The sequence below is a fragment of the Globicatella sulfidifaciens DSM 15739 genome (genome assembly GCF_900167405.1).
GTDB lineage: Bacteria > Bacillota > Bacilli > Lactobacillales > Aerococcaceae > Globicatella > Globicatella sulfidifaciens.
Window position 1 is genome coordinate 49470 of record NZ_FUWO01000006.1, and the last position, 23810, is coordinate 73279.

Consider the following 23810-nt stretch of genomic DNA (forward strand, 5'->3'; position numbering starts at 1 on the left):
ATCTCCTAATCGATTGGTAATGGTCGCGGTGCCTCACCTGGAAAAGCTTTGATTAGCTGTTCGGGTTTAAAATGTGTTAATAATTGTTTAGATAAGGCATCGATTTCACTTTTACGACATAAGACTTTCACATTTGGACCGGCATCCATGGTAGCGTAACATTCAAAACCTAAGTCCTCACGTAACGATTGCACAGCTTGTAAAGCGGTGATGGAAGCAGGTGCCCAATAAGTAAGCGAAGGATTGGCAGCAATCGTTGTGGCATGCATTTTCATTGCATTATGTTCAGTGACTTCACCTAAAGTTTTAAAATCTTTATCCTTGATAGCTTGTTTAATAAGGGCTAAGTCTTTTTCAACTTCTTGTGGCCATAAAGCAAAAAAGGGTGAAGTTTGGATGGTATGTTCCATACCGACACGACTACTAATTTTTTTCTTTTGATCATTAATCACAATTACTAACATCGCAATATCCCAGTCAGCATCCGCAATTTGTTCTGCATAACTTGAATCGGAGTTATCGCCTTCACCTTTATGCCATTCAACAAACCCACCAAATAAACTACGACTCGCACTACCGGAACCTTGACGGGCTAAAGTGGAAAGAGTCCGTTGATCTAAATTAAGATTAAAAGCTTGATTCAGTGCACAAGCTAAGGCACTAAAAGCACTGGCAGAAGATGCTAGACCCGCAGCAGTTGGGACGTGGTTGACACTTTCAATATAAACATGCTCTTGGCTTCCCGCTAGGTGGCGGAATAAATCGACAAATTTTGATACCTTTTGAGTATCAGAATAACTTTGGGCGATGCCATCCAAAGTAAAATAATCTTGAGATAAATTTGAATCGACCGTGACCTTGGTATCGGTATAAAAAGCATCTAAGGTTAATGATAAACTACTGGTCATCGGTAAAAATAATTCTTTATTGCGTTTTCCCCAATATTTGATTAAGGCAATATTGGTATTGGCACGATAATAACCTATTTTCTTAGACAAAAGAATTCCTCCTTTATAAAAAAATGCAGACCTTTAATTGTACGCACGAACACACTAACCAAAAGTCTACAAATCTATTCTTATTAACTTTCTAAATTTAAATACCACGTTTGAACAGCCCCGGCTTCACGCATGGCACGTGCAATTTTACGGGCCTTTTGTTTCGATTCTGCTAAGGCAATTAAACAGCCTCCGCGTCCACTACCGGTTAGTTTTGCACCTAAAGCACCAGCCATCCAAGCGGCATTGACGATTTTATCGATATGGGTATTCGAGACCCCTAATTGGTTAAGATAATAATGATTATAAGTCATTAAACGTCCTAATTCGATAACATTTTTCTGAGCAATCATTTGATAAGCCTGATGAACAAATTGTCCAATCGTTTTCATTGAATTATCAACAAAAAGTGGTTTACGTTTACGTAACTCTGCCACATGTTGGACTGCTGAACGTGTTTGTCCTGCTTGACCACTATCGGCCACGATTAAATAGGCTGGAATGTTTAATTCGAAATGATGGGGAGCCAAACTCTTGCGATAAATAATCGGTTGAGCGCTGCTGGTCATTAAAGTATCAATCCCACTGGTTGACTGATGGGCAATCACTTCTGCTTGGTTAACGATAAATTGTAATTGGTAATCTGATAATTCAACCTTGAATAAATCAGCAATCGCTCTAACTACTGAAACTGACACTGCAGCGGACGAGCCCATCCCACGTTCTTGTGGGATATCACTGATGATTTTAATCGATAAAGAGGGTTGTCCTAACTCAAAAGTTTCTAATGTTAATTCAATCGCTTTGACAATATTTAATAAAATGCTAGGAGCCATTGAAATATCTCCAACAAAATATTGGCAATCTAGTTCTATATAATCACGATTAGAATGACGTGCAGTTGTTTTCACTTTTACGGCAGGAAAAGGCAACGCAATAGCAGGATAATCATACACTACCGCATGTTCACCCATTAATATAATTTTACTATGAGCGGTACCAACTCCGATTTCGCGTGAGTCTTGATCATGAAGGGGGACTTGACTTTCCTTTATCGACTCAGACGATTCGAATTGCTCGATTGACACCGAAAAACCTCCTAAATTTAAGCATCTGGTCAGAATTAAATAAACTTTCCAAAGCTTATAGTATTTATTTTAAGTATTGTACTTGAATGATATCAAATGGTATCCGATGGAATGGTTTGATATCGATTGATTGATGGTACGGACAGACATTGAAAAAACAAGCTCATTTTCGAGTACTGACCCACTCTCAATATAATAACGATAATTTTCTAAAAAAGCGATAAAAAATAACCACTTTTTTGCGAAAGAATAAATATTTTATGTTACAATGGAAAAGCAAGTGCTTATCAATTGTATTTTGACATTGATAACATTAAGATTATAACAAAATATGTAGAAAAAGGAAAATCGAATGAAGTCACCATTATTTCAAAACTTTACTCGGGCAGAATGGCAACAATTACATCAAAATGGGCCATCCGTTTATACTATTGAACGATTGTCTGACTTGGTATCATTGAACGACCGCTTATCACAAAAAGATGTGAAAGAAGTTTACGGTCCATTAGTAGATTATATTGATATGGTCTACCAAAATCAAGTTCGTCTTTTGAAGGAAAAACGGGCCTTTTTAGTCTCAAAAGAACCTGTTCGCAAAACCTTGCCACCTTTCATTATTGGTATTTGTGGGAGTGTCGCCGTGGGAAAAAGTACCACAGCACGTGTTTTAACCCAATTATTAGAACAGTTCTATCCCGATTTAACGATTAACTATATGACAACAGACGGATTTTTGTATCCTAACGCTGAATTGGAACGCCGCAATCTGATGTCGCGTAAAGGATTCCCTGAAAGCTATAATATGCAATTATTATTAGACTTTATTAAACAGGTAAAAGTTAGTGATGAACCCGTCCAATATCCCGTCTATTCACACTATATTTATGATATCGTGAAAGACGAATACGAACTGATTCAAAATCCTGATATTTTGATTATTGAAGGAATTAATGTTCTACAATTACCACAAAATCAAGAAATCTATGTCAGTGATTTTTTTGATTTATCAATTTATGTCGATGCCAAACAAGAGTTAATTCGTCAATGGTATATTGAACGATTTGATATGTTAATGGATTTGGCACAACAAGAACCGGACAATTACTATCATGAGATGAGTAAATGGCCACGCAATCAAGCTCACGAATACGCTAGAAAAGTATGGCGTGAGGTAAACTTAGTCAATCTTAACGAACACATTTTACCAACAAGAGATCGTGCCGATGTAGTCATCCATAAGACTACTAATTACTATGTTGATAAAATTGCTGTACGAAAATATTAATTAATTTGGAGGAAAAATTGTGACACAAACAATGACAGAAATGGAAAAGATTGTCGTTTTGGACTTTGGGAGCCAATACAATCAATTAATCACACGCCGATTACGTGAATTTGGCGTATTTAGTGAATTATTACCTAATGACACCACTGCTGAAGAAATTAAAGCAGAAGGTAATGTTATCGGAGTAATCTTTTCAGGTGGACCGCATAGCGTATATGCAGAAGATGCTTTTACCGTTGATAAAGCCATTTTTGATTTAGGCATTCCAGTATTAGGAATTTGTTATGGTATGCAATTGACGACCCATTTATTTGGTGGAAAAGTTGAACCGGGTACTAAAAAGGAATACGGAACAGCTGCCATTGAGGTGAAAAATACCGAAACAGGCTTATTTGCTGGATTAAGTGAATCTGAAAATGTCTTAATGAGCCATGGTGATTTAATTACTCAAATACCTGATGGATTTACAGTTACCGCAAGTAATAGCCATACCCCATTTGCTGCCTTTGAAAATGAAGAACGCCAAATTTATGGTGTACAGTTCCACCCAGAAGTACGTCACAGTATCCATGGGAATGAAATGTTGCGTAATTTTGCCTTCAATATTTGTGAAGCTAAAGGTGACTGGTCAATGGAAAACTTCATTGAGATTGAAATTGCCAAAATTAGAGAACGTGTGGGGGACCGCAAAGTCTTACTAGGCTTATCTGGAGGCGTAGATTCCTCAGTTGTAGGTGTCTTATTACAAAAAGCCATTGGCGATCAATTAACCTGTATCTTTGTTGATCATGGTTTATTACGTAAAGGCGAAGGCGACCAAGTAATGGAAGCTTTAGGTGGAAAATTTGGCTTAAATATTATTCGTGTTAATGCTAAAGAACGCTTCTTAAATAAATTAGCAGGCGTTAGCGACCCAGAACAAAAACGTAAAATTATCGGTAATGAATTTGTCTATGTCTTTGATGACGAAGCGTCTAAATTACAAGGCGTGGACTTCTTAGCACAAGGAACGCTTTATACCGATATTATTGAATCAGGTACTAAAACCGCTCAAACGATTAAATCACACCACAATGTCGGTGGATTACCAGAAGACATGCAATTTGAATTAATCGAACCATTGAATACCTTATTCAAAGACGAAGTTCGTGCCTTAGGGACAGCCTTAGGGATGCCAGACTCAATTGTATGGCGTCAACCATTCCCAGGACCCGGATTAGGAATCCGTGTCTTAGGTGAAATTACAGAAGATAAATTAGAAATCGTGCGCGAATCAGATGCCATCTTACGTGAAGAAATCGCCAAAGCTGGCTTAGAACGCGATGTATGGCAATACTTTACTGTCTTACCAGGCATCCGCAGTGTCGGCGTAATGGGCGATGGCAGAACTTATGATTACACAATTGGTATTCGTGCTGTCACCTCAATTGACGGTATGACTAGTGACTTTGCACGCATCCCATGGGAAGTATTACAAGTAATCAGTGCCCGTATCGTCAATGAAGTAGGCCACGTCAACCGCGTAGTTTACGATATTACAAGTAAACCACCCGCTACGATTGAATGGGAATAGTAGCAAAATTTTCTAAAATGGCTTAATTACAAGCTATATAGAGAATGAAAAATGGCTGCTGGTACTCAAATGGTACTGGAAGTAAAAAAGAATAAACTAAATAATAGTTCCAAGTGGTTTACATTTGGGCAAAAAATAAGACCGTAGTTTTCAAGCTGCGGTCTTATTGTGTGTAATTCAAAGCATATATTTTTAAGTGAAATTTGAGCAAATTAGGATTCATAAGACTATTTCTTGTTTTCATTGTCTTTATTACTACTTCCAACTGCCGCCCCAACACCTGCACCTATACACATTCCAATTGCTATCCATAATCCAATATTGCCTCTTGCTGCACCTATTGCAGCTCCAAATATTAATCCAAGAGATACACCCATTGCAATCTTGTTATCCTTATCTTTATCATTTTTCATATTAAAATCCTCCTTACTTATAGTATATGTTGTCTCCTCTAAATTTCGGTTTACTGAATAATAATCTTCTATTCATTTGCATTATTCTTTACTTCTCTTCAAAAATCTTGATTTTTTAGGGTAAGATAATTTCCAATCTTCAAATTCTTCGTCTGTTAATTCATCGTTGTAATGTTTCTTCCTCATTTCATTCCATTCTATTAGAAAATTATTGAAGTCTACATCATTTGATAAGAGTCCAGTGATCTCTCCATCGCCTGTTGAAGGCCTAAACTTCATGTCTTTTTCATAATCAAAAATTATGTGCATTATTTCAAAAATAGAATTAGGTTCATGATCGATCAATGCTGATATATCGCAATCAAGCACTTCAGATATTTTTTGTAACTGCTCTTTACTTGGGGATCTATTTCCAAGTTCATAATTTCTTATGGCAGCATCTGTCAAACCAGACTTAATCGCAAGTTCTTTTTGAGTTAAGTTTCTCATAAGTCTTAACTTTTTTAATTTTTCTCCAGAAATCAAACTAACTCCTCCTTATCTCACAATAACTATAAATATTTTATCACAAAATGAACAAAAGCTCAACAAAACTGTTCTGTTATAAATGTCTGCAAGTATCTGAATATTTTAGAAAAAAATATATAGAAAAAACTTGACAGAACAAATATGAACTGTTATTATATATACATACCGTTCGATATTGAACGTAAATTGTAAGACATATAAATTAATGCTCGCCTTTTTTGAGGATGTAGAACCTTACAAACTATAAAAGGAGGACATTATGAAAGGTATTTTTATGAATGCAAGAGATGTACAAGAATTTCTTGATGTAAGTAGGACAACAGCATATCAGATAATAAACGATATGAATCAAGATCTACTTAAATTAGGCTATCGTGTGCAAAGAGGAAAGGTAAATAGAGAATACTTTATGGAAAAGTATTGCTATAAACCAACAAATACAAAGGAGGTTTAGAGTGCCAGCATTTAGAGATGAAAGTGGAAACAAGACTTGGTTTTGTAAATTTAATTACACCAACTGGAAAGGTGAAAAATTAACTAAGAAAAAACGCGGATTTTCAACAAAAAAAGAAGCATTAAAATGGGAACAAGAATTTTTAAATCAATATTCTGAATCAATTGAGATGAGCTTTAGGGAGTTTTTTGAACTTTACAAGAGGGATAGAAAACCAAGAATAAGAGAAAATACTTGGAGGACAAAAGAAGCAATTGTAAATCAAAAAATACTTCCATATATTGGTGATTTAATGCTTAATGAGATTAATAATGTAACCATCATTCAATGGCAAAATGAGCTTATGAAGATTAAGGATAAGAATGGGAAGAACTACTCTCCTACTTATTTGAGAACTATTCATGCCCAGTTATCTAGTATCTTAAATCATGCTTGTAGGTACTACAATTTAAAAACTAATGTTGCTCGTGATGTCGGTTCTATGGGTGAAAAAGAAGCTGATGAAATGCTCTTTTGGACTCAAGACGAATACGAAAGATTTATAGAAGCTATAAAAGATAAACCTGAATCATTCTATGCTTTTGAACTTTTATATTGGTGTGGTCTTAGAATGGGAGAATTATTAGCCTTAACAAAAGAGAAATTTGATTTTGAAAGGCATACATTAAAAATTGATGAATCTTTACAAAGAATCGATGGGAAAAATGTAATAACTGCTCCTAAGACTAAAAAGAGTATAAGGACAGTAGTTATGCCTGAATTTTTAACTGAAGAGATTAAAGAATATATAGACAGTTTTTATAAGTTAAAAGCAAAAGACTTAATATTTAATTTCTCTAAGAGCTACCTACACCATGAAATGGATAGAGGATCTAAGAAATCTCAAGTAAAAAGAATTCGAATACACGATTTAAGGCATTCACATGTTTCGCTTCTAATTGAATTAGGATTTTCAGCAACGGCAATAGCTGATAGGGTTGGACATGAATCAATTGACATCACCTATAGGTATGCTCATCTCTTCCCTAGTAAGCAAAAAGAAATGGCTCTGTCTTTAACACAAGTGAGAAATAATAAGGCAAATGATTGGAAAGATGTTTAGAAGACATTCATTAGATGAAATTTCACAAAAAACTAGAAATAAAGAGAAAAATAGAAAAAGAAATCGCATTTTAAATTTTAGAGTATCTGAAGAAGAATATGACCTAATAAACAAAAAGATTGCAATAAGCGGACTTAAAAAACAAGATTATTTTCTACAAATGTTATTAAATCACGAGGTTAAGTTAGTAAGTGATTACAGACTTTCTGATAATATAGCCAAGGAGATATTTCAACTAGCAAAAGTTATTAAAAAGTTTGGAAAACTAAATGACGATGAAGTTGATATTTTAATTTATATTTTAGAAATATATGAAGAAATCAAAAAAGAAAAAAGCCCCTACTACAAAAAGTAAAGGCATACACTCCTGTGAGAAGTGTTCTCTAGACAAGTTCATTTTACCACAGGAGTCTTATTTATACCAGACAGGAGGATAAAATGGAAAACAAATATAAAACAAAAAAGAGATTAAATGGTTATAAAAAGAAAAGGAGTAAGCCTTATGACAGATTTTAAATTAAAATTCCCGGAAATAGATCAGACTTATGCCTTTTTAGATTTACAAACTACAGATAAGGGGATGGTTAGACAAATTACTGGGAATATTGTAACAGCGATTTTAAATCCCAAATATTGTCAAAACCAAAAAATCATTGATGGACAAATATTCTTTGATAAATTTACCAATGAAATAAAATTCCAGGGGAAAATTATTGGAGAAAGAAATATAAAGGAAAATCAAATACGACTTTGGGATGATTCTTTAAATAATAGACTAGGCTTAGAGATAGAAAAACATTTTGGAATTAATTATAACACCAACAAAATGTGGGAAGCTATTCGATTTGTAGCTCATCAATATGAAGTGAGTCCGCCAAAGCAATATCTTCAAAATTTAAAATGGAATGGAGATAAAAATGCCATTAGAAAACTTTTACCAAGGTATTTGGGAGCGGATGATACAGAACTTAACAATTGGATAATGGAACATATGATATTAGGTATGATAAAAAGAATTTTCAATCCAGGATCTAAGTTTGATGAGATGATTGTTTTAGTTGGGGGACAAGGTATAGGCAAATCGACTTTTGCAAGATACTTGTCCATAACAGATGATTGGTTTTGTACAATTGAAAACATTCAAGGTAAGGATGCCGTCATGAACCTTATGGGTAAAACTGTCGTTGAAATTGAAGAATTTGTTGCTTTAAGAAATGCAAAATCGGCTAATGAAGCTAAATCTTTTTTATCAAAATTAAGCGATAGGATAAGAATACCCTACGAAAAATATGCAACAGATGTGCCTAGGACATGTATATTCATAGGCACATTAAATGAAAGAACTTTTCTTAATGACCATACTGGAGAAAGAAGATATTTGCCTGTTGAATGTAACCCGAATCAAAGAATAAGGACTATATATCCAGATAAAAATCACAATGAAAAACTTTCAGACAAAGAATATATGTCACGCATAAGAGAAGATTTTAATCAGGCTCTAGCCTTGGGATATGAAATCTTTAAAAACAAGACTTATGCATGGACTATACCAAAAAATCTTTTAAAAGACTTGTATAAAGAACAAGAAAAGTTTAAATATCTAAACCCAGATGTGGAAGACATTAGGTATTTCTTAGAAGAATATAAGCCGAAAAGTGCAGATCCAAATATAACTTGTTTCAAAGAACTAACCATGCAAGGCTACCAAATAAAATCAAAATCTTTTTCAGAGATTATGGATAATTATTTCCAAGACTGGATTCCAATTAGGTCATCAAAGACCCAGAGAATTTCACCAAGTGGAGTCTCAATTCCAGTAAAACTATATTATGAAAAGAAAACAGAAAACAAAAATGACTTTATAGAAGTTGATAAGAATTTGTTGCCAGAAGAATGGCAAAAAGAAAATCAATTAGAAATAGATACAGCAAAACAAGTGAAAGATACAAATGTAACTTTGTAACCTGTAACCAATCGTTATAAATCTTCTTAAATTAGGATTACATAAATTAATGGCTTGATAATAAGGGGTAAACACAGACTCTTAAAACAAGCTTGCCTAATTTTTGAAGTTTTTATTTTATAAGTTACAGTTACACTTATTAATTTCTATTTGGAAAATTATGGGGAATTAGATTAAAGACTTGTTATTAATAGCAAGCACAGTAAGTGAGTACCCACTTACGAAAAAATCAAAAAATCAATAGTTTTTAAGGCTATATAATTTTATGATTTTTACCTTGTTAGGGAGAACCCTAAGACCCCAAAAGATATAAGCAAAGGAGAAAATTATGGATAATAGAACAAGAAAAAATCAACTTAAAATATATTTAACAGACGAAGAAAAAGAAATATTTGAAAAGAAAATGAAACTTGCAAATTGTAAAACAATGTCCCACTTTCTTAGAAAATGTGTGTTGGAAAAAGAAATTTATATTGTAGATCTAGAACCATTTAGAGATCTCCAATGGTTACTTTCAAATGCAACAAATAATATAAACCAGATTGCAAAAGCAACTAACACAACCGTTGTTATTTACAAGAAAGATATTGATTATATGAGAGAAAAAATAGAAAAATTATCAAGAGAAATATGGCAGATCCATTCCCTGCTTCTTAATAAATCAAAAGAAAGTTCTGGTGATTAGTATGGCAATTACAAAAATACATCCTATAAAATCAACTCTAAATTTGGCAATAAATTATATAACTAAGAGTGAAAAACTGATGAAAAAATCTTGGTATCTTCATTCAAATGTCATCTATCTATTCCCTTCATTCAGTTTATGAAAACTAGAGAAGATAATGATACTAAAGTTACAGTTCTGGCTAGACACTTAATCCAATCTTTTCTACCAGGAGAAGTTAATATTATAAAAGCTTATGAAAATTGAATGGGATTATGCAAAAAAAGAACACACTTATGTAAGAGTATTCTTTGAATAAAGAACAATTTTCTGATTTTGTTCAGTGTAGGAAAACTATGAAAATTATTATGGAAAAGAGGTGGAGAGGTAGTGTTATTTGGCTACCTCTCCAGATGAACTATCAAAAAATTTATTTTTCCAAAGCTTCATGTGAAAAATATCTACCTGTACAAAATTCTCTCTTACGCTTCAATACAGAACCACTGATAATTTCATATTCATCTCTAGTTAAAGCTGAAATATTGTATATGTGATCCCCATAATATATAATCGCTTCTTTATTCAGTTTAGAAAATAATTTATCTTTCATTTACATCACTTATTATTAATAAATCTATTTCTTTTATACTAAGAGAGTACCTTAGTTTAATAAATCTCCACAAACTTTATTAAATTCTTAGAAGTATAAGATTCTGTACATCTAATAAAATCTATTGGGTAACCCTGAAATAATAATTTCCCTCCAAGATTACCTCCTTTAGGACCCAGATCTATTATCCAATCTGCTTGACTTATTACTGATAAATTATGCTCTATAATTATTAACGTATTACCAACTCTTATCAAATCATGAACTAGGTCCATTAACTTATCAATATCTGCTTCATGAAGTCCTGTTGTTGGTTCATCTAGGATAATGATTCCATCTATTTTTTTATTAAGCATTTGAGCAATTTTTAATCTTTGAAGTTCTCCCCCTGAATAAGTATCTAAGGTCTGTCCAAGTTTAATATATGATAAATTTGATTTCATTAAGGAATTTAAAACTAAACTTATTTTGGGATTATCAAAAAATATTTCTTTAGCATCTTTCACTGACAAATCAAATATCTCACTAATATCTTTATCCCTATATTTATACGAAAGAGTTTTATCATTAAATCCCTTACCACCACACTTTTCACACATGTGTTCAGAGTCTCCCAAATAAGCTAAATCAAGTTTTATCGTTCCTTTTCCCTTACATTCCGGGCAAGCACCTTCTCCTCTTACTGAAAAGAGATTTTTATTCACTTTATTTTCTCTTGCAAAGAGCTTCTTGATTTCATCATATATATTTAAATAAGTGATAATATTTGACCGACTTGATGCCTGTGGCAAACTCTGGTCTAAAACAATAGACTCTGGATATTTACTTGTAAAGATTTCTCTTATTAAGGTACTTTTACCTGAACCTGCAAGACCAGTTACAAGGGTTATCGCATTTTCAGGAATTTTCACCGATATATTCTTTATGTTATTTTTCGACACATTTTCTAAAGTATAATATCCTTTGAAATTTTTTCTACTCTTATTAATTTGATGATCTTTTGTAAATGCTTTAGCAGTTATAGTATTGGATTTTAATAAGTCTTTGTAAGAACCCTGAAAGGTAACCTTACCACCATCTGCTCCTGCGCCTTCTCCAAAATTTATAATTTCATCTGAGCATTTTATCATGTCTTGGTCATGATCGACAAACAAAACAGAATTCCCTTTATCTTTTAGACTCTTAAAAATATTTGTTATTCCCTTAATATCTTCTGGATGAAGACCTACGCTTGGTTCATCAAAAATATATAGAACATCTGATAGTGAGCTGTTAAGATATTTAACCATTTTTATTCTTTGAGATTCACCACCAGATAGGGTTTTTGTTCCTTGATTTACTTTTAAATAATCTAAGCCAACAAGGAAAAGGCTGGTTAACTTTTCTTTCAATGCTTTTATAATCTCATTAACTTTATCTTCTTTAATGCCATCTATAAACTCATACAAACTACGAATATCCATATTAGAACAGTCTGCAATGGACTTATCCTTTATCTTGGCACTTAAAACTTCATTGTTAAGTCTTGCTCCATGACATACTGGACAAGTCTTTGTTATTAAAATCCTTTTTAAATCTTCTTGATATTGAGGATCTTGAACATTGACAAAAGTCTCCATAATACGAGGAATAATTCCATAATACTTAGCTGTCTTATGCCAGTTCTTACTAGGATTTTTAGGCTTAATTTTTGGCGAATTTAAAAGCATGTCTAATTCTTTTTTAGTATAATCAGATAATTTTTTATCATTATCAAAATAGCCTGATTCTGTATAACGGGTTAATCTCCATCCTCCATTTTGAAATGTAGGAAATTTTATGGCATTGTCATTTAAGGATTTATTAACATCAATTAATCTATTGATATCTATTTCTCTAATAATACCTAATCCTTGGCAATTTTTACACATTCCTTCAGGATTGTTAAAGGAATACTTCATAGAATATCCGATGAAAGGTTTAGCAAGTCTTGAATAAAGTAATCTCAAGTCTGAATATATATCGGTAACTGTCCCAACTGTTGACCTTGAATTTCCACTAATCCTCCTTTGATCAATAACTAAAGAAACTGGAAGATTAGATATCGAATCAACATCTGGCTTTTTATATTTAGAAAGTAAGTTTTGAACATATGCGGAATATGTTTCATTCAATAGTCGTTGAGACTCTGCTGCAATCGTATCAAATACGAATGAAGATTTTCCTGAGCCAGAAACTCCAGTAACACCAACAATTCGATGCTTAGGAATTTTCATAGTAATATTTTTTAAGTTGTTCGTTCTAGCCTTTTCTACATAAATGAAATCATTCATCTTTCTCTAACCTATTCTTTCTCAATTCATTAGATAGTATATTTGATAGTCGTATAAAGTATTTTTGCTCTTCTTTTGTAAAAGATTTAGACGCAATTTCAAAAATAGAAGTATGTTTTTTTTCTATGTCCTCAAGAAGTTTGTTTCCTTCATCAGTAAGTGTAGTATATAGCTCTCTGCCATCTAATTTATTAGGAAATTGTGCAATATATCCCTTAGATTTTAGACCTTTTAAAGCTTTTGATAGTTTTGTTCTTGATATTCCTAAAATAATACTTAAATCTGAGGGCAATATTTTTTCTAGTTTTTTTATCTGACTTAATATATCATATTGTAACCACGATATATTTTTGGGATTGACTGAATTCCTTTCTGCCACCATTTCACATTGTAGTTCCATAATTGCTCTTTTTAAATCCATAAATTCACCTCAAAGTAATTTCTATATAGAAATTATACCACTTTTGAAATTATTTTAAACTATTTCCAGTATCATTCTGGTAACAATTATCTATCATTTACTGTACTATCTTGTTTTATTTGTTCTTTTTTGCCTAAAATATGCTTTATGCTTAAGTTATTTATAGACAAAAAAATAAAGGCAGTCCAAAGACTGCCGATATTTATCTCTCTGTACCTTTACTATGGTCTTTCTTATTTGACTTAGCTTTGTCATCTGTCTTAAAGCTTTTCATTTGCCCTAATATGGACCTTTTATCCTTATTTTGACTCTTTACCTGTTCTTTTGCTTTCAAGAGCTTCGAAGACAAAAAGAGATATTATATTAAAACAATATTTCTCTGGTACTGGGACTGGGACGGGACTAAAAATTTGAAAATGTTCTATAATTAGATGGATTTAGGGATACAAGAAAAATTAGAATGTAGTATTTTGAATAGTTTGGTATATACTATACGTTTGGAAAAGAAGAATGGGAATAAAATAGAAGTAAAACAGCGACAGCCTTTTAGACAAAAGGCTTGTCGTTGTTTTTTTAGGCAGCCGTTAGTATCTTAAAGTAGACAACTATGATTGAGTTATATATTCTAGGACTATTGTAAAAAAAATAAACTTAATTAAATAAAATCAGAAAAGGTGAAGGAAATGAAACAAATACTTGTGTTAGGTGGAACGAATTTTTTTGGTAAAAAAACTGTCCAATTACTATTAGATAAAGGCTATGACGTGACTGTTGCGACGCGAGGTAACAATCCTGTTCCGTTTGAGGGTCAGGTGCAACATATTGTGTTAGATGCGAGCGATGCAGCTCATGCTGGTTGGCAAGCAGTTCAAGCACAACAGTGGGATGCAGTATTCGATAATATCTGTTATAACGCTGAGGATGCACGAATCCGTATTGAAAAATTTGGTCAACAATTGAAACACTATTACTTTACCTCTTCATTGGCAACCTATGCGGGAAATAAAGACGGATATGTAGAGGCGGACTTTGATCCATTAACCTATGATATTGATCCAAACAAAACGGTTGATTACGGTGAAGGCAAGCGTCAAGCAGAACAGGTTTTGTTCACCCAAGCACCTTTCCAAGTGGTAAGCTAAAGTTCGAAAAGTCGAATAACTAAATACAACTTCAAATCCAGCGAGGTGAAGCAAATAATGAATTATAAAGTTTTGAAAGATAAAAAAGTAGTGATTGGATTAATTTCAGCTATGGTATTAGCAATTACTGCAATACTATTAGCAATTTACGATATTAGTTATTGGGTGTTATCTTCAGGGTTATCAATAGTGATCCTATATTCAAGTCTCGGTAGAGCTGATAGAATAATGAAAGATGATAGCAAATCGTAGATAATGATAAATTCATTTCTTGAAGGATTACTTCTTGTTTTTATATAAGGGCAAGAAATAAAAAATAAATTTCCGATAGCCCATGACTCTACAGTAGAGTTGTGGATTTTCTTTTGCTTGCTGATTATAATAATATTTTAATAACTATTGTGTTTATCAACCAAATGGTTTATAATATTCTTAGCGTAAACTTGGAGGTGCTGTATGACTACGGCAGAAATGATTAAAGAACTGTGTGAGCAAATGAATATAAGTGTTTCCGAACTTGCTAGACGTATTGGCCAGACTCCACAGAATTTCAATAAAAAATTACAACGAGAAACGGTAACCTTGGATGAGTTGAAAGTCATTGCTGATGTGCTAGGTGTCAAGTTTGTGCAGGCATTTATTTTACCAGATGGAGAAGAAATAAAAATATCTAACGAATAAAGGAGGCAGTCAAATATGATGATTAGTCCGGAAAGTTACTATGAAGAGTATCTCAAAGGAAAAACAAAAGAAGAAATAATGACCGCCATCCGAGGACTTAAGCAAGAAATAGGTCACCTCAAAAATTCTATGGAAAACCCGTATAATGACATTAAAACTGTTATGCATCCAAGTGAAGATACCCGCCTTCATTGGAGCCGTAAATATTTGGATAAAGCCAAGCAAGCCTATGTTGAGGCTGGCGGAACATACACTTTATCAAAGTCTGAAGAAAAGGCAGCCGATTTTGATGCGAACATAAATGCTATCTGCAATATCACCTTTAATATTGGTGGTTACTTTGGCGGTTATAGCACCTATATTGTAGAGTTATCCGAAGAAATGAAAGCGTATACAAAGTTATGGGAAGATGAAGAACCGCTTTTATTATTGGATGATAATGAGGAGCCATTTACAAAGAATAGCTACATTGGGGCACTTAAGGAACTTCATATCGGTGAGTGGCGAAGACATTATACAACTAAACGCTTCGGATACATAGTACTTGATGGAACACAGTGGGAGTTGGAATTTGAATATAGTAATGGCCATAAGCCAGTAAGATTTGATGGCGATAACTCTTACCCTTATAACTTTGATAAGTTCCAGAGACTATTTGGCATTGATGTTACTGAAGAGGATTAGGATGAGTAAATTCGATATTTTGATAAAATATCTATCTATGATTTAGACATACAGTCTTGGAGAATGGTTTATTGATAAAGAAAACGATGGAACACCAGAACATCCAATACAGATGCCTTGTGTGCGGTATTCCGAAATGGTGAGCAACTTTATTGACGATGTTTATACCTTCGAAGAAAGCAATAAAGATATGGAGCTTACTCGCTATGGGGATATTCTCAAAGAAAATGGTCTTGAATGGGGAACCGACTCTATGAAAGATGCTGACGTTTCAAGCTTAAATGCACAGTGTGTGCTTGCGCTTCTTATGGGTGCAGTAAGAGCTGAGCGTTTCTGTGATGGTGCATTACTAGATTTCTTTAAAAGTGGCTACATATTGAAGTGGCTTGAAAGATTACAAAACATAGAGTAAGGAGGCATCTGAATATGAATGAGTTACAATCTCTTTCTCAGATATTCCAAAATAAATTATTTAGAATTCCGGATTATCAGAGAGGTTACGCTTGGCAGGATTCACAGCTGCGTGATTTTTGGGAAGATTTGATTAACCTTCAATCTGATAGAAATCATTACACTGGCTTGTTATCGATGAAGGTTCTGAGCAAGGATGAAGCAAAAAAACTTGATACAGATGATAAGTGGCTTTTGGATAGTGGTTTCAGACCATATCATATTGTCGACGGACAGCAGCGTCTTACAACATTTGTTATCCTGCTGAATGAAATAGTGGAGTTTATTGCTTCTCTTCCTGAGAACGAAAGCAAACCGGATGAAAATATATATCTTGGATATGAGAATCTGAAAGATATAAAGGCAAAGTATATCTGCAGAAAAAGACCGCCAGAGGGATTTATTATTACATATCTCTTCGGATATGAGAATGACAATCCTAGCGCTGAATATCTCAAGCATAAAATATTCGGCGAGAAGTTTGGTGGAACGTTAAAAGAAACCTATTATACAAAGAACCTGCTTTATGCAAAGCGATTCTTCAATAAAGAAATTACCGCTTTTTATGAAAAAGGTGGTATGGACGGTATTGCTGAACTGTATAGAAAACTTACACTTCGATTCATGTTCAACATTCATGAAATTGAAGACGACTACGATGTCTTTGTTGCCTTCGAAACAATGAATAATAGAGGTAAGCGTTTAACAAATCTGGAGTTACTAAAGAACAGATTGATTTACCTTACTACATTGTATGACCGTTCTATTTTGGACGAAATTAATGAAGCAGCACTGCGTGAGAAAATAAATAAAGCCTGGAAAGAGGTTTATTATCAGCTTGGTAGAAATGAAAATACTCCGCTGTCTGATGATGAGTTTTTGAGAGCGCATTGGATTATGTACTTCTCATATTCTCGTAAAAAAGGCGATGATTACATTAAGTTCCTGCTGCGCAAATTCTCCCATAAATCCATTTTTATGAATTTTGCTGAGAACGAAACGCCTGTGGAGGATGACACAATCCCTGTTGTAGTTGATGATGAGGATACAGATGATCCATCTGACGTTCAGGAAAATGAAGCAGTAGAAATGGCGCCAGGTTTCCTTGCACCAAAGGAAATCGCAGACTACGTAAATAGCCTTAATGAAACGGCAGAATACTGGTATTACACGTATTATCCAGAAGAGTGCAATACAATCTCAAAAGAAGAAAAAGTATGGATTGGTAGACTTAACCGTATAGGTATTGGCTATTTTAGACCGCTAGTAGCAGTGTCATTGATTCCTAGTGTCGGCGCTACAGCGGAAGAACGAATCAATTTTTATAAAGCTGTGGAAAGATTTATTTTTATTGATTTTCGTATGGCTATGTACCAGTCCAGTTATCAGAGCAGTGAATTTTACCGTAATGCGCGTAAGGTTTATAACAACGAAATGAAACTAACAGAAGTGGCAGCACTTCTGAATGAAATTGCAGATGCCGATGCGCCAAGTGCTATTCAGGTGTTTGTAACAAAAATGAATAAGCGCTTTATTTCAAACGATGGCTTCTATAGCTGGAGAGATTTGAAATACTTCTTATATGAATATGAGTATTCACTCGTATCTCAATATAAAATCGAAAAAACTGCAATGGGCTGACTTAACGAAGGTTGTAAAGGACCAGGTTACAGTGGAACACATCCTTCCTCAGACGCCAACAAAGGCTTATTGGAAAAATCAGTTCAGACAGTTTACTGCAGAAGAAATAAAAACACTTTCTGCGACACTTGGTAATATGCTGCCTCTTTCCCAGAGCATCAATTCCAGATTACAAAATGATAGCTTTGAAGAAAAGAAAAATCGTGGGTATTATAACGGTTCTCATTCCGAAATTGAGGTCAGCAAAGAGTCTGATTGGGATGCAAACAAAATATATGAGCGTGGCATAAAACTTCTTCATTTTATGGAAGAACGCTGGAATTTCAAGTTTGCAAGCCAGGAACAGATGGAAGAGCTACTGCATATTTCTTTTGTGAATGATGGCAGAGATATTCCGCCAGAGCTGATCGAAGAAGAATCAAGTGCTGAAGAAATTGTAGTTCCATCTGATATTTCGGATGATGATTTGAAGCTGCAGTTCTGGACAAAGGCGCTTCCTGTTATTGTTGATGCATTCGGTGGTAACAGTACATATTCGAATGTATCTCCATCAACGAGAAGTACATTAGATGGCTTCGTTGGCATTGGTGGCATCAATCTGTATTGTACAATGAGATTAAGAAAGCATACCTTAAGTGCAAATATATGGATTGATGTTAAGAATAGAGAAAAGAACAAGAAAATCTTTGATGTTATGTTTGCAAGAAAAGATAACATCGAAAAAATAGTTCCTTACGCCATTGGGTGGAATCGTGGTGTCAAACGTTCTTCTACAGTAAATGTAGAGATAGAGAATGTTGACTTTAACGATACAGGTAGATGGCCGGAGCTGATTGATTTCTTGGCAACAACATGTGTCGCATTAAAATCGGAATTGATAACTGCGTGTGCAGATGAACTGCATGCAGTCATTGATGGGGATTAAGCGGAATAGTTAGTTCGCGAAAATTACAAGGTATGTAATGAAATCTAATACATATCTAGGAAGGAGAATGATTATGGCAGATATTATAAAAATGCCTAATTCAGAAATGGCACCGTCAGATGAAATAAAAGAAACAGCATTAATTGAAATTGCAGATGGTTTATTATTTGACGCTCGTGCAAATATAGCAGAACAGAAATCACTGAGTGTTCCTATTGCGGAGTTGGCTACGCTTGGTGCCGGTGTATCATCATTAATGCCAGCGCTTAGGACAGTAACACAGACAACAACTATTAATACAACGGGTCTTTATCAATTGGCTAATGCCGCAGTTGGAGATACGTTGAAGGTTGCTAGTAACGGTAATTTCTGGGGTGCATTCAAAACAGCAGATGGTGCATCGAAGTTTGCACAGCTCCAGTCGGCTGGCCCATTGACCGCAACAACTCAGTCTGTAGCAGCGATAAATCCGGCTACAATGATGATGGCGGTTGCGTTGTTCTCTGTTGAACAGAAGCTTGGTGAAATTGAGAAAATGCAGAAGCAGATAATTTCATTCTTGGAAATTGAAAAAGAATCTGAGATAGAAGCTGACGTTGAAACGCTATCTAACATTATCGCTAAGTATAAGCTAAATTGGGATAATGAGCATTTTGTGGCTAGTAATCATAAACTGGTATTGGATATTCAAAGAACTGCGCGTAAAAATATGAATGGGTACCAGAAAAAAGTTGATGAAGTGCTTAATTCGAAAAAGCCTGTTGTTGTACAAAATCAGGTGAATTCTACACTTAGGGACTTACAGAAAAAATTCAAATACTACAGACTTTCCTTATACACATTCTCAATGGCATCCATGATGGAGATTATGTTGAGTGGTAATTTTAAGGAAGAATATATCACTGGTATTAAAGAAGAAATAGAAAAGCTTTCGTCAGTGTATAGAGATTTATTTGGCCAGTGCTCGCTTTATCTTGAAAAGATAAGCGGAGTATCGGTAGAAGTAAATGTGCTGAAGGGAATCGGAACTGCAAGCAAGGCTGTAGGAAAGTTCATTCGTAGCATTCCACTTGTTAAGGAAGGCCAGGTTGATGAATTCTTACAGGATAGTGGTAAGCATATCAAATCAAATGCAAAAGAAATAGAGATGAGTGCAATTACTGCTTTTGCGGAAATCAGCAATCCTGAAACACGTGTGTTTATAGACAGAATGGAAGATATGATACAGATTTATAATCACACAGAGAGAATCTGCTTTGATGATAAGAAGATTTATCTAATTGCAGGCTAGATACACATTAACGATTTTAAAAGCTAACGTTGAAATGTGCTCGATATGTTTTCGTAAACGGACAGGCGGTACAGACGTACTTCCTGTCGTATCGAGCCATGTGGAGTGTGTAGTATTGATTGAAAAAATTAAGGAGTAAATTGCATAAGGACGGTGTTTCTGAACGTTTGATGAATGTCTAGAGACCTCATTTTTGCTTTAAAAAGTAGAAATCTTGCCCACAAGATGATTTGCCGAGGTAAAATAGGGAATGGTATACGGTTGACTGTTTAACCAAGCAGAGAGTTCCTAATGATGGGACGGTTCCTCAATTTTATATCGAGGATAATCATGAGCCGATTGTCTCTAAAGACATCTTTCATCTGGCAAAGAAGGAAAAAGCCAGACGAAGTAATCTTTATTCAGGAAAACGAAAGAATAAGCGGCTCTACCAAGGAAAGTATGCTTTATCTGGTAAAGTCATCTGTGACTGTTGTGGTGAAATTTTTAGACGGGTCAAGTGGAACAGTCGAGGCAGTAAAGCGGTGGTTTGGCGGTGTGTCGCCCGCATGGATAACCCTTCTAAGTGCCAGGCTCGAACCGTTAAAGAAGATATGTTGCATGAAGTGATTGTTGAAGTCATTAATTCCTTGATTGAGGATAGTGACTACTTAGATACATTAGAAATGAACATCAAAGAAGTCTTGAATCAAAAATACGATGAAACAGTTGAGGACGTTGATGATCAGCTTCATGAATTGCAGAAGCAACTGTACATAAATGGAAACGAAAAAGATGAATACGAACGATTAGTGGAACAAATCTATGACTTGAGAGAGAAGAAATAAGCTTTGTTGATTACGAATGCGACTAATGAAGATAAGCGTAGGAGATTAGCAGATATCAAAGCCTTCTTCAAAGGGCAGCACATTAAGCTGGAGGAATATGATGAAAGCTTGGTTAATCGGTTGATGGAGGAAGTGCGTGTTAAGGAAGATAGCCTTGAAGTGAAACTTAAGACAGGAGAAATCATTACAATAGAAAAATAAAAGAGACATAGAACTATGTGTAGAATGGGAATGGTGTAGTTCTGTGTCTCTCTTTTTATGATATGCAGAAATAGTCTCTTTTGAATTTATTTGGTGTAAACCTACAGCGAGCTTTTCTTATATGAATAAATTGAACAAAAATAATAAAATCATTTGTGTAATTCGAGGACAAATAGGTATTAACCTTTTAGTAAATTTTCTTTCAGGCGGAAGGTGCCCTCTGATTCTGTTATTTGTTAATAAAATGCTTGACACAAGAAACTCAAACCTGTACACTTTGTGTATGTGGTATATATACACAAAGTGTGAAGGAAAGAAGTTAAATGATTAATATTAATCTTTCGAAATTTTCTAAAGTCCCATTGTACGAACAGATAATAAAAGAAATTAAGCGTAACATTATATCTGGTGAATTAAAGGAAAAAGAACGATTACCATCTATTAGACAGTTGGCTAAAGATTTAGAAGTTAGTGTTATTACTGTTAAAAAAGCATACGAAAATTTAGAACAAGAAAAATTTCTGATGTCCATCCCAAGTCAAGGAACGTATGTAGCCGATTTGGATATTGATTTGATTGAAAGAAAAATTCTAGCAGAAATAGATGCGGGTATCGAACAAGTTATTATAAAAGCAAAAAGTATAGGCCTAAGTTCTGAAGAAATAGTTCAACGCTTCAGTGAAAAAGTGGAGGAATAAAAAATGCAATATGCGATAAAAATGAAAGATGTTACCAAAACACTTGGTGACTTTAAAATTGATTTAAAGAATTTACGGATACCAAAAGGCTATATTACGGGATTTATAGGGCCCAATGGAGCTGGGAAATCAACAACCATTAAATTGATAATGGATTTGATTAAGGCGGATACAGGACAAATAGATCTTTTAGGCTATGATCATGAAAATGAAGGAAAAGCCGCACGTGAGCGAATAGGTTTTGTTTATGCTGAAAATATTTATTATGAAAATTTGAATGTTTGTTCTATTGGCAACTTAGTTAACGGTTTTTATCCTAAATGGGATAAAGATAAATTCGACTCTCTCTGTCGTGATTTTAAGCTGCCTTTGCAGAAAAAAGTAAAAGATTTATCTACAGGTATGAAGGTTAAACTTTCATTAGCCGTTGCTTTAAGCCATAATGCGGATCTGATCATCTTGGATGAGCCAACATCTGGATTAGATCCAGTCGTAAGGTTGGAGATTCTAGACTTACTGTATGATATTATCCAAGATCAAGAAAAGACGATATTATTCTCCACCCATATCCTAGCCGATTTGGAAAAAATTGCGGATTATATTATCTTTATTAATGATGGAAGATTATTAATTCAGGATTCTAAAAATTATTTGCTTGAAAATTACAATCTCATCAAGGGTCCACTTCAATTGCTGGATTCAGAGATGCGAAACTTATTAATAGGTTATACAGAGAGAGAGTCTGGCTTTGCTGGTTTGAGCGAAGATGCAAAAATTTTTCAAGAAATTTATGGTGACAAGGTTCTAATTGAACCAGCGTCATTGGAAGATATTATGATTTATCACTTGAAAGGAGACAATTAAATGCGAGCATTACTAGTTAAAGATTGGATAGTAAGTCGAAAACTATTAATTTTATCATTGATTATTCTTATCTTAGTCTCCTTTGTAGTGAGTAATGATCAATTACCTTTAATTTTAGGCTTACTGCTGTCCATGTTTAATATGCGAAATATCGATGGTCTGGAAGACAAAAATGAATATCACGCCCTCATTCAAAGTATGCCAGTGAGCCGCTTTGAAGTAGTAGTAAGTAAAACTATTTTTCATTTCTTACAAGTCGGTATTAACTTATCACTTATAATATTGTTAAACAGCATACTTCCAAGTTTAAAAGGCAACAGCATTAAAGAAGTTTTCTTAACTGTAGTCATGGCTATCCTGTTAATTTTAGGTTATCAATTGTTGTACATTATTTTTGGCCCTGTATTCATGAGTTATGTTACTATCATAATTTTCCTAGTAATAATAATGTTTGGGTGGACATTAGCAAATAGCACATTTATTCAAGGAGCATTAAGGTGGCTATCATCAATAAAACCAGCCACTCTAATCCTATCTTCTGCTTTAATCGTTCTAGTGGTATCTGCTTTATTATTGTTCTTGACTGTTAAGGTCTATGAGAGCAAGGATTTATAATACATTTAATTGGAATCTTATGTATCCTTCAGAGTGGTTTGGAGTGACTTTTCAGTAGACTGATGAGAGTAGTTAATATCAGTAAAACCACCCTACCACCCTATCAAAATCAATCCATAGCTTAAGGTCGACACATGTTGAAGCAGTTGTGAAGCTGGAAAAATTATGCCATAATGTTTATAGAAGAAGGATATCTAGAAACATTATGATGGAAATGGGCTAGTATCTAATTATACAGTTGCTGAATATAAGGTTGATATTGCTAATTACAATGAGTCGCCCACGCCACTGTATTTTAAAAAAGTAAAAAATAATCAAAATCTAATTAAAATTATAAATAGATGTGTTCGAATGAGATTAATATATGTTTAGATTGATGA

General features: G+C 34.1%; 27 protein-coding genes and 1 pseudogene. 21 read left to right on the top strand and 7 right to left on the bottom strand.

Features of this window, described 5'->3' with window-relative positions; all coding sequences use genetic code 11:
- Positions 1-5: 5 nt before the first annotated feature.
- Positions 6-998 carry a diphosphomevalonate decarboxylase gene (gene mvaD / locus B5D12_RS04480; protein ID WP_143412036.1) on the bottom strand — a complete coding sequence of 331 codons (993 nt, stop codon included), beginning with the start codon at positions 996-998 and terminating at the stop codon, positions 6-8.
- 83 nt (positions 999-1081) lie between these two features.
- On the bottom strand, positions 1082-2086 hold the full coding sequence (gene mvk, locus B5D12_RS04485; RefSeq protein WP_234982911.1) for a mevalonate kinase: 1005 nt from the start codon (positions 2084-2086) through the stop codon (positions 1082-1084).
- Between the two features lie 352 nt (positions 2087-2438).
- Between mvk and coaA the strand changes: the two genes are divergently transcribed.
- Together coaA and guaA are read left to right on the top strand one after the other, a co-directional pair.
- Entirely contained in the window at positions 2439-3371 is a 933-nt protein-coding gene (gene coaA, locus B5D12_RS04490; RefSeq protein WP_078755693.1) for a type I pantothenate kinase, read from the top strand.
- 31 nt (positions 3372-3402) lie between these two features.
- A complete protein-coding gene (gene guaA / locus B5D12_RS04495; RefSeq protein WP_078755738.1) occupies positions 3403-4944 on the top strand; it encodes a glutamine-hydrolyzing GMP synthase in 1542 nt (513 codons plus the stop codon).
- A 227-nt stretch (positions 4945-5171) separates the two neighbouring features.
- On the opposite strand, the gene B5D12_RS04500 is transcribed toward guaA, so the two are convergent.
- Both B5D12_RS04500 and B5D12_RS04505 read right to left on the bottom strand, forming a co-directional pair.
- Positions 5172-5357, bottom strand: a complete 186-nt coding sequence (locus tag B5D12_RS04500) for a glycine zipper domain-containing protein (protein WP_078755694.1) — start codon at positions 5355-5357, stop codon at positions 5172-5174.
- Positions 5358-5438: 81 nt separating this feature from the next.
- Positions 5439-5882 carry a helix-turn-helix domain-containing protein gene (locus B5D12_RS04505; protein WP_078755695.1) on the bottom strand — a complete coding sequence of 148 codons (444 nt, stop codon included), beginning with the start codon at positions 5880-5882 and terminating at the stop codon, positions 5439-5441.
- A gap of 262 nt (positions 5883-6144) precedes the next feature.
- Between B5D12_RS04505 and B5D12_RS04510 the strand changes: the two genes are divergently transcribed.
- The 6 genes and pseudogenes from B5D12_RS04510 to B5D12_RS04535 all read left to right on the top strand — a co-directional run.
- Entirely contained in the window at positions 6145-6339 is a 195-nt protein-coding gene (locus tag B5D12_RS04510) for a hypothetical protein (protein ID WP_019034263.1), read from the top strand.
- 1 nt (position 6340) lies between these two features.
- On the top strand, positions 6341-7441 hold the full coding sequence (locus B5D12_RS04515) for a site-specific integrase (protein ID WP_078755696.1): 1101 nt from the start codon (positions 6341-6343) through the stop codon (positions 7439-7441).
- Positions 7434-7796, top strand: a complete 363-nt coding sequence (locus B5D12_RS04520; RefSeq protein ID WP_019034265.1) for a plasmid mobilization protein — start codon at positions 7434-7436, stop codon at positions 7794-7796. The genes B5D12_RS04515 and B5D12_RS04520 overlap by 8 nt, the downstream gene beginning before the upstream one ends.
- A 147-nt stretch (positions 7797-7943) precedes the next feature.
- The gene (locus B5D12_RS04525) at positions 7944-9404 is read left to right on the top strand and encodes a VapE domain-containing protein (protein WP_200802993.1); all 1461 of its coding nucleotides are present in this window, start codon (positions 7944-7946) and stop codon (positions 9402-9404) included.
- A 328-nt stretch (positions 9405-9732) separates the two neighbouring features.
- Positions 9733-10089, top strand: coding sequence for a plasmid mobilization protein (locus tag B5D12_RS04530; protein ID WP_078755697.1), 357 nt, complete (start codon positions 9733-9735; stop codon positions 10087-10089).
- A gap of 1 nt (position 10090) precedes the next feature.
- Positions 10091-10329 (top strand): annotated as a pseudogene (locus B5D12_RS04535) (relaxase/mobilization nuclease domain-containing protein); the annotation flags it as partial.
- A gap of 169 nt (positions 10330-10498) precedes the next feature.
- On the opposite strand, the gene B5D12_RS10020 reads toward B5D12_RS04535, so the two are convergent.
- Genes B5D12_RS10020 through B5D12_RS04550 form a run of 3 tightly spaced genes read right to left on the bottom strand, consistent with a single transcriptional unit; the run spans position 10499 to position 13411 of the window.
- Entirely contained in the window at positions 10499-10678 is a 180-nt protein-coding gene (locus B5D12_RS10020) for a hypothetical protein (protein WP_143412037.1), read from the bottom strand.
- A gap of 56 nt (positions 10679-10734) precedes the next feature.
- Positions 10735-12990, bottom strand: a complete 2256-nt coding sequence (locus B5D12_RS04545) for an ATP-binding cassette domain-containing protein (RefSeq protein WP_078755699.1) — start codon at positions 12988-12990, stop codon at positions 10735-10737.
- Complete coding sequence (locus B5D12_RS04550; protein ID WP_078755700.1) at positions 12983-13411, bottom strand: MarR family winged helix-turn-helix transcriptional regulator; 429 nt, start codon at positions 13409-13411, stop codon at positions 12983-12985. The genes B5D12_RS04545 and B5D12_RS04550 overlap by 8 nt, the downstream gene beginning before the upstream one ends.
- 683 nt (positions 13412-14094) lie before the next feature.
- Between B5D12_RS04550 and B5D12_RS04555 the strand changes: the two genes are divergently transcribed.
- From B5D12_RS04555 to B5D12_RS04610, 13 genes are all read left to right on the top strand, one after another.
- A complete protein-coding gene (locus tag B5D12_RS04555; RefSeq protein ID WP_078755701.1) occupies positions 14095-14553 on the top strand; it encodes an NAD-dependent epimerase/dehydratase family protein in 459 nt (152 codons plus the stop codon).
- 57 nt (positions 14554-14610) lie between these two features.
- Entirely contained in the window at positions 14611-14805 is a 195-nt protein-coding gene (locus B5D12_RS04560) for a hypothetical protein (protein WP_076765384.1), read from the top strand.
- 204 nt (positions 14806-15009) lie between these two features.
- Complete coding sequence (locus B5D12_RS04565) at positions 15010-15234, top strand: helix-turn-helix domain-containing protein (protein ID WP_078755702.1); 225 nt, start codon at positions 15010-15012, stop codon at positions 15232-15234.
- Positions 15235-15249: 15 nt separating this feature from the next.
- A complete protein-coding gene (locus tag B5D12_RS10390; RefSeq protein ID WP_078755703.1) occupies positions 15250-15918 on the top strand; it encodes a hypothetical protein in 669 nt (222 codons plus the stop codon).
- Between the two features lie 70 nt (positions 15919-15988).
- Positions 15989-16330, top strand: coding sequence for a DUF6508 domain-containing protein (locus B5D12_RS04575; protein WP_268762612.1), 342 nt, complete (start codon positions 15989-15991; stop codon positions 16328-16330).
- A gap of 14 nt (positions 16331-16344) precedes the next feature.
- Positions 16345-18009 (top strand): DUF262 domain-containing protein, encoded by a 1665-nt coding sequence (locus B5D12_RS10250; RefSeq protein ID WP_200802995.1) that lies wholly within the window; start codon positions 16345-16347, stop codon positions 18007-18009.
- The gene (locus B5D12_RS10255; RefSeq protein WP_268762613.1) at positions 17957-18934 is read left to right on the top strand and encodes a DUF4268 domain-containing protein; all 978 of its coding nucleotides are present in this window, start codon (positions 17957-17959) and stop codon (positions 18932-18934) included. Before B5D12_RS10250 ends, B5D12_RS10255 begins: the two co-directional genes overlap by 53 nt.
- A gap of 73 nt (positions 18935-19007) precedes the next feature.
- The gene (locus B5D12_RS04585) at positions 19008-20225 is read left to right on the top strand and encodes a DNA helicase UvrB (RefSeq protein WP_200802997.1); all 1218 of its coding nucleotides are present in this window, start codon (positions 19008-19010) and stop codon (positions 20223-20225) included.
- Positions 20226-20587: 362 nt separating this feature from the next.
- Positions 20588-21052 (top strand): recombinase zinc ribbon domain-containing protein, encoded by a 465-nt coding sequence (locus tag B5D12_RS04590; RefSeq protein ID WP_268762614.1) that lies wholly within the window; start codon positions 20588-20590, stop codon positions 21050-21052.
- A gap of 3 nt (positions 21053-21055) precedes the next feature.
- On the top strand, positions 21056-21253 hold the full coding sequence (locus B5D12_RS04595) for a hypothetical protein (RefSeq protein ID WP_078755705.1): 198 nt from the start codon (positions 21056-21058) through the stop codon (positions 21251-21253).
- 323 nt (positions 21254-21576) lie between these two features.
- Positions 21577-21951: a GntR family transcriptional regulator gene (locus tag B5D12_RS04600; protein WP_006309247.1), complete on the top strand. Its 375-nt coding sequence runs from the start codon at positions 21577-21579 to the stop codon at positions 21949-21951.
- A 3-nt stretch (positions 21952-21954) separates the two neighbouring features.
- Complete coding sequence (locus B5D12_RS04605; protein ID WP_016648319.1) at positions 21955-22815, top strand: ABC transporter ATP-binding protein; 861 nt, start codon at positions 21955-21957, stop codon at positions 22813-22815.
- Positions 22816-23430 (top strand): ABC-2 transporter permease, encoded by a 615-nt coding sequence (locus B5D12_RS04610; protein WP_078755706.1) that lies wholly within the window; start codon positions 22816-22818, stop codon positions 23428-23430.
- Positions 23431-23810: the final 380 nt, after the last annotated feature.

What these genes read in the sequence shown, in the direction of transcription:
- coaA (WP_078755693.1), top strand. Translation starts at nt 2,439, where the DNA reads ATGAAGTCACCATTATTTCAAAACTTTACTCGGGCAGAATGGCAACAA.
- guaA (WP_078755738.1), top strand. Translation starts at nt 3,403, where the DNA reads ATGACAGAAATGGAAAAGATTGTCGTTTTGGACTTTGGGAGCCAATAC.
- B5D12_RS04500 (WP_078755694.1), bottom strand. Translation starts at nt 5,357, where the DNA reads ATGAAAAATGATAAAGATAAGGATAACAAGATTGCAATGGGTGTATCT.
- B5D12_RS04510 (WP_019034263.1), top strand. Translation starts at nt 6,145, where the DNA reads ATGAAAGGTATTTTTATGAATGCAAGAGATGTACAAGAATTTCTTGAT.
- B5D12_RS04520 (WP_019034265.1), top strand. Translation starts at nt 7,434, where the DNA reads ATGTTTAGAAGACATTCATTAGATGAAATTTCACAAAAAACTAGAAAT.
- B5D12_RS04525 (WP_200802993.1), top strand. Translation starts at nt 7,944, where the DNA reads ATGACAGATTTTAAATTAAAATTCCCGGAAATAGATCAGACTTATGCC.
- B5D12_RS04530 (WP_078755697.1), top strand. Translation starts at nt 9,733, where the DNA reads ATGGATAATAGAACAAGAAAAAATCAACTTAAAATATATTTAACAGAC.
- B5D12_RS10020 (WP_143412037.1), bottom strand. Translation starts at nt 10,678, where the DNA reads ATGAAAGATAAATTATTTTCTAAACTGAATAAAGAAGCGATTATATAT.
- B5D12_RS04545 (WP_078755699.1), bottom strand. Translation starts at nt 12,990, where the DNA reads ATGAATGATTTCATTTATGTAGAAAAGGCTAGAACGAACAACTTAAAA.
- B5D12_RS04550 (WP_078755700.1), bottom strand. Translation starts at nt 13,411, where the DNA reads ATGGATTTAAAAAGAGCAATTATGGAACTACAATGTGAAATGGTGGCA.
- B5D12_RS04555 (WP_078755701.1), top strand. Translation starts at nt 14,095, where the DNA reads ATGAAACAAATACTTGTGTTAGGTGGAACGAATTTTTTTGGTAAAAAA.
- B5D12_RS04560 (WP_076765384.1), top strand. Translation starts at nt 14,611, where the DNA reads ATGAATTATAAAGTTTTGAAAGATAAAAAAGTAGTGATTGGATTAATT.
- B5D12_RS04565 (WP_078755702.1), top strand. Translation starts at nt 15,010, where the DNA reads ATGACTACGGCAGAAATGATTAAAGAACTGTGTGAGCAAATGAATATA.
- B5D12_RS10390 (WP_078755703.1), top strand. Translation starts at nt 15,250, where the DNA reads ATGATGATTAGTCCGGAAAGTTACTATGAAGAGTATCTCAAAGGAAAA.
- B5D12_RS10250 (WP_200802995.1), top strand. Translation starts at nt 16,345, where the DNA reads ATGAATGAGTTACAATCTCTTTCTCAGATATTCCAAAATAAATTATTT.
- B5D12_RS10255 (WP_268762613.1), top strand. Translation starts at nt 17,957, where the DNA reads ATGAGTATTCACTCGTATCTCAATATAAAATCGAAAAAACTGCAATGG.
- B5D12_RS04585 (WP_200802997.1), top strand. Translation starts at nt 19,008, where the DNA reads ATGGCAGATATTATAAAAATGCCTAATTCAGAAATGGCACCGTCAGAT.
- B5D12_RS04600 (WP_006309247.1), top strand. Translation starts at nt 21,577, where the DNA reads ATGATTAATATTAATCTTTCGAAATTTTCTAAAGTCCCATTGTACGAA.
- B5D12_RS04605 (WP_016648319.1), top strand. Translation starts at nt 21,955, where the DNA reads ATGCAATATGCGATAAAAATGAAAGATGTTACCAAAACACTTGGTGAC.
- B5D12_RS04610 (WP_078755706.1), top strand. Translation starts at nt 22,816, where the DNA reads ATGCGAGCATTACTAGTTAAAGATTGGATAGTAAGTCGAAAACTATTA.